A 19,038-nucleotide genomic window follows, 5' to 3' on the forward strand; every position below is an offset into this window, starting at 1 on the left:
GAGGAAAATGAGATGAAATTCAATGTAGCACTAATACCAGGAGACGGAATTGGACCTGAAGCTATTGAACAAGCTGTTAAAGTATTAGATAAAGTTGGAGAAATATTTTCACATGAGTTTAAATACACAAAAGTTTGCGCAGGAGGAGCAGCTGTTGATAAATATGACAAGCCCCTTCCAGAAGAAACTTTAGATATTTGTAAAAAAAGTGATGCAGTTTTGCTTGGAGCAATAGGAGGAGATAAGTGGAGCAATCTCCCTTTAAATAAGAAACCGGAAAAGGCACTTTTGACTTTGAGAAAAGAATTAGGACTTTATGCAAACTTGCGTCCTGCAGTACTGCAAAGATCATTAAAAAATGATTGCCCTTTAAAGTCTGAACTTGTAAAAAATGGTATTGATATGATTATAATAAGAGAATTAACCGGAGGAATGTATTCTGGTGAAAAAGGAGTAAGACAGGGCAAAGATGGAAAAGAAGCTTATGATGTTGAGTGCTATAGTGAAAATACAGTTAGAAGAATAGCTTCAAAGGCTTTTGAAATTGCACTTAAAAGAAGAAAAAAGGTAACCAGTATTGATAAAGCTAATGTTTTAGAAAGCTCCATGCTTTGGAGAAATACTGTAAATGAAGTAGCAAAAAATTACTCTGAAGTTGAGTTAGAACACATATATGTAGATAGTGCTTCAATGAAAATCTTAAAAAATCCTGGTGCATTTGATGTAGTATTGGCATCAAATGCATTTGGAGATATTATAGCAGATGAAGCCAGTCAAATAGTTGGATCTATTGGAACTTTGCCAGCTGCAAGCCTTGGAGAGAAAAGTCTGGGAATGTTTGAGCCAAATCAAATACATTCTTCCGTGCAGGATATTGCTGGGAAAAACACGGCTAATCCTATAGCTGTAATAATGTCTTCTGCGATGATGCTTAGATACTCATTTAATCTAAATGAAGAAGCTTCTGCTATTGAGAGAGCTGTATCAGAGACACTTGAAAATGGTTATAGAACTAGAGATATGATGACTGATGGAATGAAACTTGTTGGAACTAGAGAAATGGGAGATGCTATAGTTAAATTGTTAAGTAAGTAATTAGAGGCAAGTTAGAATTGAATTTCAGATACTAGAATTAATAATTACAGCTTATACATAAATATTTTATGTATAAGCTGTATATTGCTAAATTGCAGTTTAACTAAGAGAATTTGACCTAGAAAATTATGAGTGGATGTATCTACTTTAGGCCATTAAGTTCCTTTTTTAAGTCATGAATTTGATCTTTTTTATCTTGAATTGATTTTAGGGCTTCTTTTTGAGCTGCGATAGAAAGCATGGTAGCTCCAATTGATGCAATTAAGTTTCCAAGAACATTTATTTCTTCGGGACTTTTATCCTTAGATATAACAATGGCTATAGAAGTACTAAGTACTGCAAGCTGTGTAGGGGATATTGTGTTTAAACAAGACATTTTATTCACACCTCTAATATATATTATATGAAATTAACATAAATGACACACTAAATTATTTAGGCATTTTAAAGAAAATAGGCTAGCATGCTGACTAGTTATTTCTTTGAAAATACATTATAGTTGGGAGGGTAAGATTATGAAGGAACTTGGGAAATTTTTAGGATGGGTTGGATTTTGGGCGTATTTTATACTATTCCTTAATTTCTTTATAAAGTATATAAATAGGAAGTATATAAAAAAGTTACCAAAAGATAAAAAACAGTATGAGCGTGTATATAAAGTTTTTATGAAGTACATTGTAAAATACCACAAGTTGGTTGGAATTATAGGAGTTATAGCCGTAGTGTGCCATGGTTATCTTATGTATAAATATAAGGAGCTTTCTATACCGGGCCTTGCTGCAGCTGTAGTTATGGTTGCAACAGCATGTTTAGGAATATATGGACTTAAAAGCAGGAATATGAAGGGCAAATGGCTTGTGAATCATAGGCTATTAGCGTTTTTCCTTATATTCCTAATATTATTTCACATAATGTTTAAAAAATTTCTTATGGTATAGGATTTCTAAACTTAAAAATAAACTTATACGTAGAAATATCCTGAGTATAAGTTTATTTTTTAATTGGTGACTATGTCAGTTATATTTTTAGGATAAATGTTAGCGGCACATAAAACTTCTTATTTGACGTAAATCCATTCCAAAGTAAACCCATCTATTTCTGTGCCATCTATAACCTGAAATAGATCTTCTTCCTACATGAGTTAACCATGCCCAGAATCCATTACCTCTCCTCGGCCAAATATAAACGAATTTGAATAAGCATCGTCTTATAGAGCCTGGATCTACAAATTGTGTACTTGAACTAGGTGCTAAGTTTGCAGGTGCTTGAGGAATATTGGATGGAGGAGGCCCTGGTGGAAAATTATCTCGCTGTCTGCTCATACACATAGGGGTATGGTTTGAGGAAAATCGTAGGTAAGGACATACAAAATCATCATCAAGATAATCTAATTCTTCGGGTTCATCATCTTCTCTAGCTTCATCATCAAATCTGAAGTAATCATAATCGTACATGTATACAACTCCTATTTTTTACTCTTAATTAAATAGTATGTTATAGTGAGTTATATAGTTACAAATCAATGAAAAAAATTTACATATACATAGTAGTTAAGCTAGAATTGTTCCTTAGAGCAGTTAGATGTATATATAAAGTTATATAAACTAGCATGTCTTAATTCATCTGTTATTATTTCAATAAGCATGTTTATGTGTTTTCTGTTATTAAGTGCAAATAATATTTTCCTATATTTTATAACTGCATTTAGTTCTCCATTTAAGGCACGTTTAATGCCGTTACAAAAAGAATTGGGAATATTAAACTCTACATTTTCAGGAGAAGGAATCATATTTCCTGCTAATTCATAGTAAATAAATCTAAACATTTTGTTATGCTTTTTTTCATTGTCTCTGATACCAGATATAATTTTTTTAGATTCATTTTCAGGAGCATTTTTTATTAAATAGTCGTAAAAAAGTTCATCTTCTCTTTCTCCAGAGATAGCTTCTTCTATTAACTTTAGTGCAGAATTGAAGTTGTCTGGATAAGTGTATTCATCTAAATTCAAGTTCATCTGAGAAACATTGTTAGAAAAGTTCATACCACAGCGAGTAAAGGGACATATATAATGTTTCATTTTCAACTCTCCAAAATATAAATTATAGTAGTATTTTATGATAAAAGCTATAAAAAGTGAAGGAGGATAAATAAGTTACTTTAATGCAATATACTGATATATTAAACTATCATATTGTGAAAAAGTAATTTATTAATTTGCAATTAAACTTTTTGTATTTATGTAAAATTTGTCTAAGGTTGATTTATAATATAAGTATAAGTTTGGAATATAAGGAGATGTTTGGCGTGTATCCAATAAAATTTGAAAACTTATACTATGATAAAATTTGGGGAGGTAGAGATTTAGAACTTTTCAGGAGTAACCTTCCAGAAGGTAAGATAGGAGAAAGCTGGGATATAGCCTGCCATAAAAATGGTATGGGCATAGTAAAGAACGGAAAATTTAAAGGAATTAGATTTGATGATCTTATTAAGACTCAAGGAAATAAGCTATTGGGAACAAAAATTAAAGGTAATAGATTTCCACTTCTTGTAAAGCTAATAAACGCCAGGGAGAAACTTTCAATACAAGTTCATCCAGATGATATCTATGCGGAAAAAGTAGAAAATGATTCAGGCAAGACAGAGGTATGGTATGTTATTGAAGCATTTGAGGGGGCAAGTTTGATAGTTGGAACTAAAGATGGATGCAACATAGACGAATTTAAAAAGGCTATAAACAATGGAAGTTTGGAAAAGTATATGAACAGAATTCCCGTTAAAAAAGGTGATGTGTATTTTATAAAAAGCGGTCTTGTGCATGCCATATGTGAAGGAGTTATATTGGCAGAAATCCAACAAAATAGTGATATAACTTACAGAGTGTATGATTATGGAAGGGGAAGGGAGTTACATATTAATAAAGCCTTAGATGTAGTAAATCTAAAATTAAAGGGAAATAAGAGCAGAGGTATTAGTGTAAAAAAGGATGGTTATAAAAAAACCTATCTTTGTTTATCAAGAGAAATTTCTCTGGAGTTATATGATATTCAAATTGAAGCAGCAGAAAAAAGTGATAGAGAAAGGTTTTATATATTTACCTGCGTTGATGGTAATGGCAAGATAGTTTACAGCGGAGGGTCTGAAGATATATTTAAAGGAGACAGCGTGCTTGTTCCAGCTTCTCTTGGAGAATATAGCTTAAAAGGTAACATGAAATTGCTTAAAAGCTATGTTCCAGATTGTAATAAAGTAGAAAATAGTATATTAGATGAAATAAGAAAATTTTAAAAATTTTCATGAAGCTATTGTTAAAAAAATCTTTTTATTAACAATAGCTTCATACTTTTTCATACATAAAAATTGAAAATATCTTATTTTCAAAAAATTTAAAATTTCTAGCCGAATATTTTAGTAAAGCATTTCATTCAAATTCTTATTATTGTATCCCAACCCTTTGTGTAAGACAATTCCCTTAAATTTTATCCATGGGATTACTGTATTATATATAGGCAATAACTATAAAAGATAACGATAACATTGGTGGTAACTATTGGTAATATATTTTAGATTTAAGTATAATAAAAGCATAAAGATTGTTATAAAATACACAAGGGGGAAATAAAATGTCAAAATTAAATGAAAAAGAATTTCAGGATTATCTGAAACAAATTAGAGCTTTAGCTGAAGGACCTTTCGAAGAAATACAAAAAGAAGTTGAGGTTACTAATAAATTTCCTCAGAAGTTTTTTGATCTATCAATTGAAAACAATTTATACAGATGCGCATTACCAGAACAATATGGTGGATGGGGATTAAGTGAAACACAAATTTTACAGGTACAAGAAGAGTTCAGTAGAGGACCAGGTGGAATGCGTATGCATCTTCATTATGCAATGGATTTAAACTGGAGAATTCTTGATGACTTTGGAAGTAAAGAATTAAAAGATGAATATATGGACAAATTTCAAGATAAAACAATCTTCACATGCTTTGCATTAACTGAAGAAACAGGTGGTACAGGAGCAGATTTGCATACAAGAGCTGTAAAAGATGGAGATTACTACATCATGAATGGCGAAAAAACATTAATTTCACATACTGACTGTTGTGAGTTTGCATATGTAATTGCTGTAACTGACCCAGATGCTCCAAAGGATAAGAGATTATCTGCATTCTTCGTACCAGTTAATACACCTGGTTATGAAATCGTTCCAATGCCTCACATGATGGGATGCCGTGGAGCTGGACATGCAGGATTAAAATTCACTAACATGAAACTTGACAAGAAATACTTACTTGGTAAAGAAGGTGAGGGCCTTAAGATTGCAATGCATTCCTTATCCGTATCTAGAGCTCATATTGCAGTAAGTAATCTTGGTATGTCTCAGAGAATGTTAGAGATGACAATTAAGAGAGCAAAAGACAGAGTAACATTTGGAAAACCACTTGTTAAGAGACAAGCAATTCAACAGACAATTGCTGATATGGGAACTGAAATACATGCACTTAGATTAATGGTTTACGATTTTGCAAAAGATTATGAAGCTGGTAAGGAAATTGAGATGAAAGCAGCTATGTGTAAACTTCACAGTATCAATACTGTTAAGTTAGTATCTGATTATATGTTAGAGATATTTGGAGGAATTGGATACTTTGAAGAATGTGAATATGGTCCAGTTGAAAGATTATATCGTGATTGTCGTGCAATGTGGTTAGAGGAAGGTCCTAGAACTGTTCAAAGATTAACAGCTTCAAGAAAACTTATTGCTAATGGAGGCAATACTGAAGAAGAGTAATTTTTTACTTGAAATATTTATTATTTTATATTATAGCCTTTTGAAGTTTTCAAAAGGCTATAAATAAAATATAAGGAAGGGGAATGAAAATGGAACCTTTAAAAGGGATTAAGGTGGTAGATTTAACCACATATTTAGCAGCTCCTACTACTGCTAGGATTATGGGAGAATGGGGTGCTGATCTAATTAAAATCGAAGCCCCCAAAGGAGATCCAGCAAGAGGACAGGGTTCAGTATTTAACATGCCTTTTAGTGATGAAGAAAATTTGCCATTTGATGTGGCAAATATGGATAAGAGATTTATCACTATAAATTTAAAAACAGAACGTGGACGAGAAGTTGCTTATAAATTGTTAGAAAAGGCAGATGTATTTATTACAAATACAAGAACAAAATCACTTGTGAAGCTAGGTATGGATTATGATACCTTGAAAGAAAAATTCCCAAAACTTATTTTTGCACAGGTTTTAGGATATGGAGAAAAGGGACCTGCAAAAGATAGGCCGGGTTTTGATGCTACTTGCTATATGGCAAGAGGAGGTGTCCTAGGTACAACAGTAGATAAAGGTGGCTCTCCAATGAATCCACCTAATGGTTATGGAGATTTTCAGGTTTCAATATGTCTTTTATCTGGTATATGCGGAGCTTTGTTTAACAGAGAAAGGACAGGAAAAGGAGATAAGATAACTGTAAGTCTTCAGCATGCTGCATCATTTATGTTAAGTGTTGCTATGATTTCAGCACAATATGGAAATAAGTATCCAAAAAGCCGAAAAGAAGTTCCAAATCCATTTAATAACTGTTATCGTACTAAGGATAATAAGTGGGTTGTAATGTGCTGTCCTGAATATGATAGAGATTACGATAAAATTATGAATTTATTAGACGTTAAAGATATGGTAGGAAACAAAAAATACAATAACTGTGCAAGGATAAATTCAGATAAGCTAAATCATGAAGTAGTAGATATACTTGATGAGGCTATTTCCAAGATTAATAGGGATGATTTGCTGAAAATACTTGAAGACAATGAGTTGCCATGTGAAGCAGCAAATGAGCCTTTGGATGTTTATAAAGATGAGCAGGTTTGGGCAAACAATATCTTAACTAAGGTAGATTACCCTTCAGGAAAAAGAATGGTTCCTACTAATCCAATTTTATTTGGTTCTATGTCAGAACCTATAATAAAAACTTGTAAACCTCAAGGTGCACATACAGAGCAGATCATGAAAGAATTGGGTTACAGTAGTAGTGAGGTTGAAGAATACATAAACGAAGGAGCTGTAGCTGGATTGAAACTGCTTAAAAAATAATGGGGAGGGTTAAAATTAATGAGCTTATTATATACAAAGGAACAAAAAGAATTAATTGCTCTTGTAAAAGAAATGGCAGAAAATGAAATCAAACCACATGTTCAGGAGCTGGATCAAAAGGGCGAATGTCCAAGAGAGTTGTTTAAGTATGCCTTTGATATGGGACTTCATATGCTTGAGATTCCAGAAGAATATGGTGGAACAGGACTGAGTTATGAAACTACAGCTATGATTTTTGAAGAGCTTGCAAAGATAGATGCAGGATATGCAATTACACTTGTTACTACATTTGTTGCTTTGAGAAATGTAATTCTTTCTGGTACCAAAGAGCAGGGTAAATATTTTGCAGATATAATTGGAAAAGGAAATTTTGCGGGTTTCGCCCTTACAGAGCCAAATGCAGGTTCTGATCCTGCAGGAATGAGAGGAACAGCTGTAAAAGATGGTGATGAATATGTATTGAATGCAACAAAAACGTTTATCACTAATGGTGCACTGGCTTCTGTGTTTGTAGGAATATTTAAAACAAACCCTGAAGCAGGCAATAAAGGTATTTCAGCTTTTATAGTAGATGCAAATACACCAGGAATTACTATTGGAAAACATGAAGACAAAATGGGTCTTCGTTTATCAAATACTACAGATGTTACTTTTGAAAATGTAAGAGTTCCAGCTTCTAATATGCTTGGAGAAGAAGGATCAGGGTTTAAACTTGCATTAAATTCTCTTAACTTATCTAGAGCTTTTGTTGCTACATTAGCAGTAGGTATTATGCAGAGGGCTTTGGATGAATCCGTAAAGTATGCAAAAGAAAGAAAGCAGTTTGGCAAGCCTATAATTAAATTTCAAATGGTACAACAGATGCTTGCAGATATGGCAATAAAAGTAGAAGCTTCCAGAGCACTTGTAAACAATACTATGAAGTTAATGGATAATGGAAATCTTGTTCGTAAAGAAGGTGCTATTACTAAAGCATTCGTATCTGATTGTGCACAGGAAGTTACGTCAAATGCAGTTCAAATTTTCGGTGGATATGGATATAGCAAGGAATATCCAGTTGAGAAGCTTATGAGAGACTGCAAAGTGTTCCAGATTTTTGAAGGAGCTAATCAGATTCAAAGAATGACAATAGCCGGTGCATTAGAGAAGGAATATAAGTAGGGGGGAAGAGAAATGAACATCGTTGTTTGTATAAAACAGGTTCCTGATACAACAGAAATTAAAATTGATCCAGTTAAAAATACATTAATTCGAAAAGGCGTTCCAAGCATTCTAAATCCATTTGATAAAAATGCACTAGAACAGGCACTTCGTTTAAAAGATCAATATGGAGGTACTGTAACTGCAATTTCCATGGGACCCGATAACGCAAAAGAAGTTTTAAGAGAAGCTCTTTCCATGGGTGCAGATAAAGCATACTTAGTTACAGACAGAGCTTTTGGAGGATCTGATACCTATGCAACTAGCTATATTTTATCAAAAGCAATTGAAAAAGTAGGGCCATTTGATTTTGTACTTGTAGGTAAACAGGCAATTGATGGAGATACAGGACAGACAGGTTCAAGTATTGCAGAACATTTGAAAATTTCCAGATTAAGCTATGTGCTTGACATTAAAATGGAAGGCCAAAAGTGTGTAGTAAAGCGTCAAGTAGAAGAAGGGGCCGAAATAGTTGAAACAAAACTTCCTGTTTTATGTACTTTGACAAAAGAAAGTAATAAACCAAGATATGCAACTATTAAGGGAAAAATTGACTCTTTAAAAGCAGAAATAGGAGAAATTCACTTAGATGATATTAAGGATATAGATACTACCAAAATAGGTCTTAAAGGTTCACCAACAAGAGTAAAAGCAACTTTCACACCAAAACGTCAGGCAAGTGGTGAGGTAATGAAAGTTGTAAATCCTGAAAAAACAGCAAAAGAGTTAGTTGGCAAGTTATTAGAAGCAAAATTAGTTTAAGGGGAGGCTTTGGTTATGAATTTCGATGAGTATAAAGACGTATGGGTATTTATAGAATGCTTCCAGGGACAACCAAAGAATGTTGGTTTTGAACTGCTGGGACAAGGTAGAATTTTAGCAGATGGTCTAAAGCAGAAATTATGTGCCGTAGTAATAGGCAGTGATGTAGAAGATGCGGTTAAGGGTGCAAGCAGTCATGGCGCAGATAAAGTTTATGTTGTGCAGGGAGAAGAATATAAAAATTATTCTTCAGATGTATATGGAGATGCATTTTTAAAACTATGTCACAAGTATAATCCAAATACCATTTTAATAGGTGCAACTATAAGAGGCAGAGAACTTGGTTCTAAAATTGCAGTTAGCCTAAGAACAGGTCTTACTGCAGATTGTACTGCTTTAAGTGTAGAAGAGGGTACTGGAAATGTTGTATGGGAAAGACCTGCTTTTGGAGGAAATCTTTATGCACAGATACTTTGCAGCGAGACCAGACCACAAATGGGAACTGTAAGACCTGGTGCATTTAAGAAACCACAGGAAAATGAAAATAATCGTCCAGAAATTATTAAAGAGACTATTAGCATAGACAAAGATTCTATTTTAACAAAAGTAGTTGATTTTATTAAATCCAAGGAAGATTCTGGTGTCAAACTTGAAGAGGCAGAATATATAGTATCCGGCGGTAGAGGAATGAAAAACGGAGAAAACTTTAAGATGTTACAAGAGCTTGCAGATTTACTTGGTGGAACAATTGGAGCATCAAGAGCTGCTGTAGATTCTGGATGGATTCCACAAACAAAGCAGGTAGGACAGACAGGTAAAACAGTTTCTCCAAAAGTATATATTGCATGTGGAATTTCCGGTGCTGTACAGCATTTAGCTGGAATGAGTTCTTCAGATACAATTATTGCAATCAATAAAGATGAAACTGCACCAATATTTGAAGTAGCAGATTATTGTATAGTAGGGGACCTATTTGAAGTCGTTCCAGCACTTATAAAGGAAATTAGTTCAGTAAAAAATCTTTAATTGTGTTCTTTTTATAAGGAGATATGACGTGATGGATGAAGTTAAAATAAATGATAGCCAAAAAAAATTGTATGAAAAAATGGGCTATTGGGGTAAAAAAACACTCTTAGATTACTGGCATACGTCGGTAAAAAAGTATAGAGATAAGGAATTTGTAGTAGATGATAGAGGATACCGTTACACCTATGGACAATTGGATGAAAAAGCAGGTATTGTTGCTTCCTATTTTCTCAGTATTGGAGTAAAGCCTCTAGATGTTATTTCTTTTCAAATACCAATATGGAGTGAATTTGTAATTGTTAGTATTGCATGCATGAAAGTGGGAGCTGTTGTTAACCCAATTGGCATGTGCTATAGTGGTCGGGAAGTTTCATATCTTTTAAATTTATGTAAAAGTAAAGTTTTTCTCTGCCCTACATGGTACAATAAGACAAATTATGAAAAATTGATTCTATCAGTCACAAAGGATGTAAAAAGTTTAAAACACATTGTATTACTTGACAATCTTAAAGAAAAAGAAAGTAACATTATTACTTTAAAACATATATTATCATCATACTTTTCCTTGAACATAAAAGATGAGGTAGTGGTTGACAGTAATGATGTAGCAGCTGTTCTTTGCACATCTGGTACTACTGGATGTGCAAAGGGAGCTATGCTGACTCATAACAACATAATATTTAGTGAGAAATACTTTAATAAGGAGCTTGGTATTACAAAAGATGATATCATGTTTATGCCGGCACCTTTAAATCATGCAACTGGCTTTCACCATGGAATTATTGCACCTATGCTCATTGGATCAAAAGTGGTTTTACAGCAAAAGTTTAAAAGTAAAAAGGCAATAGAACTTATGAATAAAGAAAAATGCACCTGGTCAATGGGAGCTACACCATTTATATATGATATTTTGAAAAACATTAGAGAGGATGAACTTTACCTTAGTTCGTTAAAATTTTATCTTTGTGGTGGAGCTGTGGTGCCGGAAGAAATGGTAAGGCAAGCCTATGAATATGGAATAAAATTATGTGAAGTTTATGGATCTACGGAAAGTGTTCCCCATGTATTTGTAAGGCCGGATGAAAATATTGAATTAATATTTGGCACTGCAGGAAGGCCCATGGAAGGGGTAGAAGTTAAAATTGTAGATGAAAATAGAAAAGAAGTACTACCTAGAAATCTAGGGGAAGAAGCATCGAGAGGTCCAAATGTATTTGTAGGATATATAGGTGATAAATCAGCTACAAATAAGGTATTGGATGATGAAGGATGGTTTTATAGTGGAGATCTATGTGTAAGTGATACAAGTGGGAATATTAATATTATTGGGAGAAAAAAAGACATAATTGTTAGAGGCGGTGAAAATCTCAACTCGAATCATATAAGTCAGTATATTTCAAAATTTCCACTAATTAAAGATGAGGCAGTTATTGGAATGCCTGATAAGCGTCTTGGTGAACGAATTTGTGCTTATGTCGTATTGAAAAAAGAAATTAATACTCTGAAATTAGAAGAACTTTTGGAGTATATGGAAAAGGAGAAAATTCCTAAAAGGTATTGGCCAGAGCACCTGGAGATTATAGATAAAATCCCTAGAACTGACAGTGGAAAGGTGAAAAAAAATTTATTGGCAAAGGATTTGAGAGTTCGAATGAGTAGACAGGAGGAGTCAAGTTGGAAGGGCAAGAATTCGGTCCAAGAAGATCAAGAGAAACCACAAAACCAAGGGTTGTGTGCCCCGAGTTAATATTTTATCATTGTAAACATTGTGGAAATGTATTTCAGTTAACAAGTATGGGAAAGGGAATATCTCCAATGTGCTGCCATGAAAAAATGGAGATGCTTTCTACAGAGGATCCTTCAAAAGTTTCAGATGATATAATTATTGATTACAAAATTACAGGTGGGTACAATGAAAATGTGGTAGAGGTTTTTTGGAAAATAAAGAATGAAGCTATTTCTGTTGAATGGATTTACCTTAGGACATTTACAGGTGGACAGTTAAAGTATGTGACAAATCCTAAAAAGACATCTTTTGTATTTGCTTTGGCGGATGAAGACGCCTATGTTTACTGCGACGAAGATCCATGCCTTGAATGTACTTTTAGATGTAAAAGGGGATTTGAAATTTATGCATATATAAAAAATAAGGTAATTGTTAAAATTCCTTTAGATAGAATGCATGCTAATTGGCAGTCCTAGTTTTATGGCTTTTATTTTTTTTAATCATATAGTCTGCAAACATTTTTACAGCTATGGTATGGTAATTATTCTTATTATATGCCATACATACCGTATGTTTATTGTTTGGTGCATTTAATTTTATAATTTTTAACTTATGAAATTGAAGTAAAAAAGAAGTACGTGCAGTAATAGCAGCCACATTTGTTGAACATACCATTCCACCAATAGTTATTTCATCGTCAAAATCATAACTCACATGAAGGTCATAAGGTTTTAAGAGTTCCATTATAGTTTTACCAATGGGTAAGCTTTGTCGATATGTGATTAATGGATAGTCGCCAATATCTTGCAAATTAATGATTTTTTCTTTTGCCAATGGATGTTGATCGTTTACAACAAGAACAAGTTCTTGAGAAAGAATTGGAACAAATTCAATGCCAGATTCATTTTTCAAAATAGAGCAGAAGCCGATATCATATTTTTCGGACTTTATACCATTTATAACATCTAAAGTCATACCAGTAAAAATATTAAATTTGGTTTTTGAATTTACAGTATGTAAATATTTATTTATTGCATTTGGCAAAAAATTTCCGCATAAGGTAGGAATACATCCTATATCAATAATTCCTCCAACAATACCAGATGATTCTTTTAAACATTCAATCCCTTTTTCTAATTCACTTAAGGAATTGCACACGTATTGGTAAAAAACTTTTCCATATTTCGTAAGCTTAATTTTTCGACCTTGTCTATGAAATAATTCTATACCAATTTCTTCTTCTAAAGATGAAATGGCTTCGCTTAGGCTCGGTTGTGTTATATATAATTCTTTAGCAGCTTGAGTAAAATGCTGTATCTCAGATAATTTTTTAAAATAATATAATTGGTTTAAGTTCATAGTGTACCTCCCTGCAAATTTATACTCATATTTGTTAATATTTTAGCATATTTCGATAAAATATTCCACAATTATGGTATAGTTTAACAGGAAAAGATAAAATTAGTTAATAAATTAAACGGAAGGGAGAAATAAATATGATTTCAGAGGTTAAAAGCGTTGGTAAAAGCGTTGGTAAAAAGAGGTGGGAAATTGTTTTACTTTTGACTCTATGCTACTTGATTTTATATATGGACAGATCATGTATGTCAATGGCAGGCCCCTCTATGATGAATTATTTTCACTGGAATGCAAGTCAGTTTGGATTGGTCTCTACGGCTTTCTTTATTGGTTATGCTTGTACTCAAATTTTAGGTGGATGGTTAGCTGATAAATTTGGTGGAGGCAAGGTTGTAATGTTTGGCGCACTATGGTGGTCAGTATTTGTTTTCCTAACTCCATTTGGAGCAACCTTAGGTCTTATGATAGTAATTCGTATTGTTATGGGAATGGGAGAAGGAGTTTCTTTACCAGCCATGTCTACAATTATTGCAAAATGGGTACCAAAGAAAGAATCAGGATTAGCATGGGGAATAAGTATTATGGGTGTTTCTATGGGAATTGCTCTTGCTATGCCTATTTCTGCATGGATTATAAAAACTTGGAGTTGGCAGATGGTATTTCATTCCTTTGCTTTTCTTGCACCTATTTGGGTAATTATTTGGTGGAAGTTTGGAAAAGATAAACCAGAAGATCACCCTAGTGTAAGTAAAGAGGAATTACAATATATAAGAGTAGATGATAATATATCAGAAAATTCAGGTAAAAGAACTATTTTAAGTTCAAAAGATATATTTTCTACTCCATCTGTATGGACGGGTGCACTTTCATTTTTCTGTACTAACTATTTATTTTACTTATTTATGACATGGCTTCCTACGTATTTTGTTAAGGGTAGAGGGTTTGCAATGGGTACAAGTGCTATTTATACAATGATGCCTTATATTGTTGCAACTTTTACATATCCGTTTGGTGGATGGTTAGCTGATAAAGCAGCTAAAAAGTTTGGAGATAATATGGGACGAAAATTATTTCCTCTTCTTGGTATGGTCGGAGCAGGTGTTCTGCTTATACTAGGATCTAAGGCTTCTAGCGCTATTTCGGCAGTAGCATTGATATCTATATCAAATGGAGTATTATGTCTTACTATGGGTGGATATTATTCAATGCCAATGATTTTCTCTTCAACTAATGCAGGTAAAATTACTGGACTTTATGCAACTTTTGCAACAATTGGAGGTATATTAGCTCCACTTCTTACTGGAATTATGGTTGACGCTCACGGATATACAAGTGCACTTTACTTAGGTGCAGGAATATCTATACTTGGTGCTATTATATTACTTACAAGTACAGTTCGTCCTATTGTACCTATAGCTGAAAGAGGAAATAATTAAAGTAAGTTTATTCTAGAAATATTTATTTTGATAATGATTTTATCTAAGGGATAGAAAAGTATTAAGAAATTTGTTAATAAGCATCGGATGAAGTTTGAGACTTTGTCCGATGCTTAAAGCTATTTACTTTAAGCAAAATAAGTAGCAATCTAAAGATAGCAGTAAGTGGTAAAATTTTTACATAAGGAGTTGTTGATCAAATGGATTTTAGCAAGCTATTTAAAATTGGAAGCACATATGTTAGTGAGTATATAGTAAAGCTTGAAGATACAGCTAATTTTATTGGAAATAAAGGTGTTGTTATGTTATCTACGCCTGCTATGATAAAGTATATGGAATATACAACTTTACATATAGTGGACAATGTTATACCTGAAAATTATAGACCTGTTGGAACTAAAATTGATGTTGAACATATAAAACCAATACCTGTAAATATGAAAGTTATTATAAAAGTAACATTAATATCAATTGAAGGTAAAAAACTGCGTTATAATGTAGAAGCTTTCAATGAAAAAAATTGTAAAGTAGGTTTTGGAATATACGAACAACAAATAGTTAATTTAGAACAATTCTTAAATAAATAGTAAAAATTAATAAAACAGATAAATTTTTTGAATTATTTAGGATAAAAATATATATGAAGCATTTGTCTAAAGGTTTTAAAATTGAACCTTCCAATCAAGTAAGAATAAATAGATTATAGTGTACCTATGATGTATTTATTTCATATAAAATAAAATTATTTTATAAAAACTATTGCAAAACAATAATTAATATTATATAATAACTTATGTCAAGGGAAATGAAAATTATATGAAATAACCTAAGGAGGAATTTTAAATGAAAAAATTTGTTTGTGCTGTTTGTGGATATGTTTATGAAGGTGAAAATCCACCAGAAAAATGTCCTGTATGTGGTGCACCATCAGATAAATTTGTTGAAAAGGCAGAAGGCGAAATTAGTTGGGCAGATGAACATAAAGTGGGCGTTGCTAAAGGTGTAGATGAAAAAGTATTAGAAGAATTAAGAGCAAACTTTACTGGAGAATGTTCTGAAGTAGGGATGTACCTTGCTATGAGTCGTCAAGCTGATAGAGAAGGTTATCCTGAAGTTGCAGAAGCATATAAGAGAATAGCATTTGAAGAAGCAGAGCATGCATCTAAATTCGCAGAATTATTGGGAGAAGTAGTATTACCTGATACAAAGAAAAATCTACAGATGAGAGTAGATGCAGAGACAGGTGCTTGTAAAGGTAAAAAGGATTTAGCTACTTTAGCTAAAAAATTAAACTATGATGCAATTCATGATACAGTACATGAAATGTGTAAAGATGAAGCAAGACATGGAGCTGCTTTCCAGGGATTGTTGAATAGATACTTTAAATAAACAGTAGTCATCGGATAAATGAAAATGACTGGCATACTAATTAATTAGTGTGCCAGTCATTTTTTATATTTTATGCTAAATACATAAAATAAGACATAGCATCTTTTGTTTCAGTTGCAAAATCTATGTTTCTCTTATGGTATGCATCACCGGTGTAGTCATAACCTTGATTATCGCAAATATAAGCATAATCAAAACTTTTTGGATCTGCCCACTTCATGAATGTATATGTATGAGTAGGGCCATTTCCATAAGAAGTAGTAAAACATATGTCTCCTGGCAAAAGTTTAGATAAATCTGTACAAATCTGCCATCCTCTGCTTTGAAGTTGAGATGTAAGTTGATTAGTATTTGCTACAGATTCTGGAAGATCAGTCATTCCAGCTCTTCTAAGAGCTTCACTTGCATAAAACACACAGTTATTGCTTGTGTCTCCACCGTGAAGTTCGATAGCTCTGTCTAGTACAGATTGTCTATTATCATAATTCATAAGATAATTATAAAGGTTTGTCCCAATTTGAGATTGAACTCTATAGTCATTCATAATAGATGGTACAGGTTCAAATGCTTTTATAGTTAAATTTAATGTTACTGGTTTACTATATCCATCAACAGTACCTGTATAAGCATATACACCTGGTATGCTTGTCATGTCTACGGACTTGTCCCAAGATACATTTACAGAAGTAGTAGTATTATTTGACATTTTAGCAGTTACCTGTGTAGGTAAAGTGTATTCATCTTCCTGATTTATAGTTACACTTATGTCATCTATGGAAGATATAACTGGTGCTGTTTTAAATTCTACTATAGTAGGATTTCTAAGTGTTCTGTTGTATCTAGATACTATATTTCCACTTATAGTTAAGGTATAGTCTGTGTCTGGATTACAAACATTCGTAGGTGATACAATAACCGACATTCCGTAATCTGTTGAAGAAAAAGTTAGTGGAACATCAGTATTATTGTTATCAACTAGTCTTATCTTACCGCTTAGGGAATTTATATCTACCGGCTGATTAAAGCTTATTTTCCATTTTTTACTTACAGGAATGCTGACTTTTACAATAGTATCATAATTCGTGCTTTGGTTGACGTTTGAATTAGCTTTTTCTGGAGTATTGTTCTCGCTAGTGCTTTTATCATAGCTGCTATTAGTGTTACCATCAATAGTTTTTGAATTAGAAATATCTTTATTAGTATCTAAACTAGTTGAAGCGGTAACAGTTGATACTTCAGAAGACTTGTCCATATTATTTGCAGCTAATGCAATTGTGCAGTGAGAGCCTTGAGCAATTGCATAAATTCCGCAAAATAATACGAAGTTTTTAATAAGTTTCTTCACTTTTTAATCGCTTCTTTCTATTTTGATTTTAATTTATGTAAAAAATATGCCATATCTATTAAGTTAAATTTTATCTCATTACTCCACCGAACTTTGTAAAAGTAATTTGCACAAAATCATAGACTTTAGTTCTCTGCTTTTTTTCAAGGCGGGGTAAAGAATAGAGGTATCTCTAGATAAGTTCAATAGACTTAGGCATATTTGCTTATAATTTTTCATGTAAAAGGGCAAAATTATAATAACAAATAAGAGTATAGCATAATATTAATATATAGTCTATATAGCTGATAATATACAATATTCTGAAGGCGTATAGACGATTAAATTAAGGCATTTTCAAAGAAATAGCCATCCAGCGAGTATGATAGTCTTTTTTCTTTCAAATGCCTAAAAGAGGAGAATTTTCTTTGAAGGAAAGAGCATTTAGTAAATTAAAGGAATTTATTTTTAGATTTATACAAGACGATGTATTAGCATTGGCTTCACAACTTGCATATAGCTTATTATTTTCTGTTTTTCCTTTTTTAGTATTTTTTATAAGCCTTATAGGGTATAGTGATATAAGTAGTAATGATATACTCCTAGTTTTAAGTAATGTATTACCTAAAAATGCACTGGAATTAATGGAAAATACAGTAATTAAAACTGCTAATAGCAAAAATATTGAACTTTTATGTTTAAGCTTAATTCTTACACTATGGGCGCTATCAGGTGGATTTCATGCCGTTATAAAAGGATTGAATAAAGCGTATGATCAAAGAGAAACTAGATCTATATTTAAGACATATACTATATCTATACTATGTACCCTAGGAGTAACGTTAATAATATTATGTACTTTATTGTTTTTAGTATTTGGGCAAATGCTTGGAAGTTTTTTAGCTCTTAAGTTAGGACTTTCCGAGGGATTTGGATTTTTATGGAATATATTACGATATGTTATTATATTTTTTGGAACCATATTTATATTTGCAGCAGTCTATATTTCTACCCCAAATGTAAGGCTTACGTGGAGAAAGGTACTACCAGGTGCAGTATTTTCCACTATAGGCATCGTAATAGCTTCTATGGGTTTTGCTTTTTATGTAAATAATTTTGGGAATTATTCTAAAATTTATGGAAGTATAGGAGCCGTAATAGTGCTTTTAACTTGGCTTTTTATTTTGTCTACAATAACTATTTTAGGAGGAGAGTTTAATTCAGTATTATTTAAAAAAGAAAAAAATAGATTTTAGCTGTGTTTTCCGTGTATCAGCACATCTACTTGTATAAGTTTCTCAAAGTTATATCAAGTGATTCTTAGGTTCATATGGAGTTTGCTTATAATTATGGCTTTCTCCAGTTGAACCTTATAGAAGATAGGGGTGTTAATAATTGTAGCGGTGGGATAAAAAGGTTTTTATATAAAATTAAAAATATATTGACAAAACTTTAAGTAGTTGTATAATATAAATATAAATCATAGTAAAACACTCAAGAATACTTTGAAAAAGAAAAGTAACTTAAATTAAATTTTGCAGAGAAGAAACGGTTGGTGAAAGTTTCCAAATTAAGTTTAAGTGAAGTGCCCTTTGGAGTTATGTGGTCGAAT

19 protein-coding genes and 1 other annotated feature (1 of these 20 cut by a window edge) are annotated in these 19,038 nt (G+C 32.4%); of the genes, 14 read left to right on the forward strand and 5 right to left on the reverse strand.

All coding sequences use genetic code 11. The features are described from left to right. The first annotated feature begins 12 nt into the window (after window positions 1–12). Window positions 13–1,095, forward strand: a complete 1,083-nt coding sequence (leuB, locus tag WY13_RS07680; RefSeq protein ID WP_063555111.1) for a 3-isopropylmalate dehydrogenase — start codon at window positions 13–15, stop codon at window positions 1,093–1,095. A gap of 142 nt (window positions 1,096–1,237) precedes the next feature. On the opposite strand, the gene WY13_RS07685 is transcribed toward leuB, so the two are convergent. Then, window positions 1,238–1,471 (reverse strand): hypothetical protein, encoded by a 234-nt coding sequence (locus tag WY13_RS07685; RefSeq protein ID WP_063555112.1) that lies wholly within the window; start codon window positions 1,469–1,471, stop codon window positions 1,238–1,240. A 139-nt stretch (window positions 1,472–1,610) separates the two neighbouring features. Here WY13_RS07685 and WY13_RS07690 point away from each other — a divergent pair, with 139 nt between their 5' ends. Further along, the gene (locus WY13_RS07690; protein ID WP_063555113.1) at window positions 1,611–2,033 is read left to right on the forward strand and encodes a hypothetical protein; all 423 of its coding nucleotides are present in this window, start codon (window positions 1,611–1,613) and stop codon (window positions 2,031–2,033) included. A gap of 99 nt (window positions 2,034–2,132) precedes the next feature. Here the strand turns inward: WY13_RS07690 and WY13_RS07695 are convergent, their stop codons facing one another. Both WY13_RS07695 and WY13_RS07700 read right to left on the reverse strand, forming a co-directional pair. Continuing rightward, complete coding sequence (locus WY13_RS07695; protein WP_063555114.1) at window positions 2,133–2,549, reverse strand: hypothetical protein; 417 nt, start codon at window positions 2,547–2,549, stop codon at window positions 2,133–2,135. Between the two features lie 101 nt (window positions 2,550–2,650). Continuing rightward, window positions 2,651–3,172, reverse strand: coding sequence for a ferritin family protein (locus WY13_RS07700; protein ID WP_063555115.1), 522 nt, complete (start codon window positions 3,170–3,172; stop codon window positions 2,651–2,653). Window positions 3,173–3,399: 227 nt separating this feature from the next. Between WY13_RS07700 and WY13_RS07705 the strand changes: the two genes are divergently transcribed. The 8 genes from WY13_RS07705 (at window position 3,400) to WY13_RS07740 (ending at window position 12,394) form a co-directional block, all read left to right on the forward strand. Then, entirely contained in the window at window positions 3,400–4,383 is a 984-nt protein-coding gene (locus WY13_RS07705) for a type I phosphomannose isomerase catalytic subunit (RefSeq protein ID WP_063555116.1), read from the forward strand. 335 nt (window positions 4,384–4,718) lie between these two features. Then, the gene (locus WY13_RS07710) at window positions 4,719–5,891 is read left to right on the forward strand and encodes an acyl-CoA dehydrogenase family protein (protein ID WP_013240541.1); all 1,173 of its coding nucleotides are present in this window, start codon (window positions 4,719–4,721) and stop codon (window positions 5,889–5,891) included. A gap of 89 nt (window positions 5,892–5,980) precedes the next feature. Next, a complete protein-coding gene (locus tag WY13_RS07715) occupies window positions 5,981–7,204 on the forward strand; it encodes a CaiB/BaiF CoA transferase family protein (RefSeq protein ID WP_063555117.1) in 1,224 nt (407 codons plus the stop codon). An 18-nt stretch (window positions 7,205–7,222) separates the two neighbouring features. Continuing rightward, the gene (locus tag WY13_RS07720; protein ID WP_063555118.1) at window positions 7,223–8,365 is read left to right on the forward strand and encodes an acyl-CoA dehydrogenase family protein; all 1,143 of its coding nucleotides are present in this window, start codon (window positions 7,223–7,225) and stop codon (window positions 8,363–8,365) included. A gap of 12 nt (window positions 8,366–8,377) precedes the next feature. Continuing rightward, window positions 8,378–9,166, forward strand: coding sequence for an electron transfer flavoprotein subunit beta/FixA family protein (locus WY13_RS07725; RefSeq protein ID WP_063555119.1), 789 nt, complete (start codon window positions 8,378–8,380; stop codon window positions 9,164–9,166). A 15-nt stretch (window positions 9,167–9,181) separates the two neighbouring features. Then, the gene (locus tag WY13_RS07730) at window positions 9,182–10,192 is read left to right on the forward strand and encodes an electron transfer flavoprotein subunit alpha/FixB family protein (RefSeq protein ID WP_063555120.1); all 1,011 of its coding nucleotides are present in this window, start codon (window positions 9,182–9,184) and stop codon (window positions 10,190–10,192) included. Window positions 10,193–10,223: 31 nt separating this feature from the next. Next, window positions 10,224–11,939 (forward strand): medium-chain fatty-acid--CoA ligase, encoded by a 1,716-nt coding sequence (fadK, locus tag WY13_RS07735; protein WP_063555121.1) that lies wholly within the window; start codon window positions 10,224–10,226, stop codon window positions 11,937–11,939. After that, window positions 11,867–12,394 carry a hypothetical protein gene (locus WY13_RS07740; protein WP_063555122.1) on the forward strand — a complete coding sequence of 176 codons (528 nt, stop codon included), beginning with the start codon at window positions 11,867–11,869 and terminating at the stop codon, window positions 12,392–12,394. Before fadK ends, WY13_RS07740 begins: the two co-directional genes overlap by 73 nt. On the opposite strand, the gene WY13_RS07745 is transcribed toward WY13_RS07740, so the two are convergent. Next, on the reverse strand, window positions 12,378–13,277 hold the full coding sequence (locus WY13_RS07745) for a LysR family transcriptional regulator (protein WP_063555123.1): 900 nt from the start codon (window positions 13,275–13,277) through the stop codon (window positions 12,378–12,380). The two genes, WY13_RS07740 and WY13_RS07745, sit on opposite strands and share 17 nt — an antisense overlap. Before the next feature lie 137 nt (window positions 13,278–13,414). Here WY13_RS07745 and WY13_RS07750 point away from each other — a divergent pair, with 137 nt between their 5' ends. The 3 genes from WY13_RS07750 to WY13_RS07760 all read left to right on the forward strand — a co-directional run bounded on the left by WY13_RS07750 (window position 13,415) and on the right by WY13_RS07760 (window position 16,102). Then, on the forward strand, window positions 13,415–14,713 hold the full coding sequence (locus WY13_RS07750) for an MFS transporter (protein ID WP_063555124.1): 1,299 nt from the start codon (window positions 13,415–13,417) through the stop codon (window positions 14,711–14,713). 200 nt (window positions 14,714–14,913) lie between these two features. After that, window positions 14,914–15,300, forward strand: coding sequence for a thioesterase family protein (locus WY13_RS07755; RefSeq protein WP_063555125.1), 387 nt, complete (start codon window positions 14,914–14,916; stop codon window positions 15,298–15,300). Between the two features lie 256 nt (window positions 15,301–15,556). Then, window positions 15,557–16,102, forward strand: coding sequence for an NADH peroxidase (locus WY13_RS07760; RefSeq protein WP_063555126.1), 546 nt, complete (start codon window positions 15,557–15,559; stop codon window positions 16,100–16,102). A gap of 70 nt (window positions 16,103–16,172) precedes the next feature. Here WY13_RS07760 and WY13_RS07765 read toward each other — a convergent pair whose 3' ends face one another. Next, window positions 16,173–17,447 (reverse strand): Ig-like domain-containing protein, encoded by a 1,275-nt coding sequence (locus WY13_RS07765; RefSeq protein WP_063555127.1) that lies wholly within the window; start codon window positions 17,445–17,447, stop codon window positions 16,173–16,175. 383 nt (window positions 17,448–17,830) lie between these two features. Here WY13_RS07765 and WY13_RS07770 point away from each other — a divergent pair, with 383 nt between their 5' ends. Then, entirely contained in the window at window positions 17,831–18,682 is an 852-nt protein-coding gene (locus WY13_RS07770; protein WP_063555128.1) for a YihY/virulence factor BrkB family protein, read from the forward strand. A 240-nt stretch (window positions 18,683–18,922) separates the two neighbouring features. Continuing rightward, window positions 18,923–19,038 (forward strand) — a binding site (T-box leader); it runs 125 nt beyond the window's last position.

Origin of the sequence: Clostridium ljungdahlii, assembly GCF_001636845.1 — a bacterium.
In the GTDB taxonomy this organism is placed as follows: domain Bacteria; phylum Bacillota; class Clostridia; order Clostridiales; family Clostridiaceae; genus Clostridium_B; species Clostridium_B ljungdahlii_A.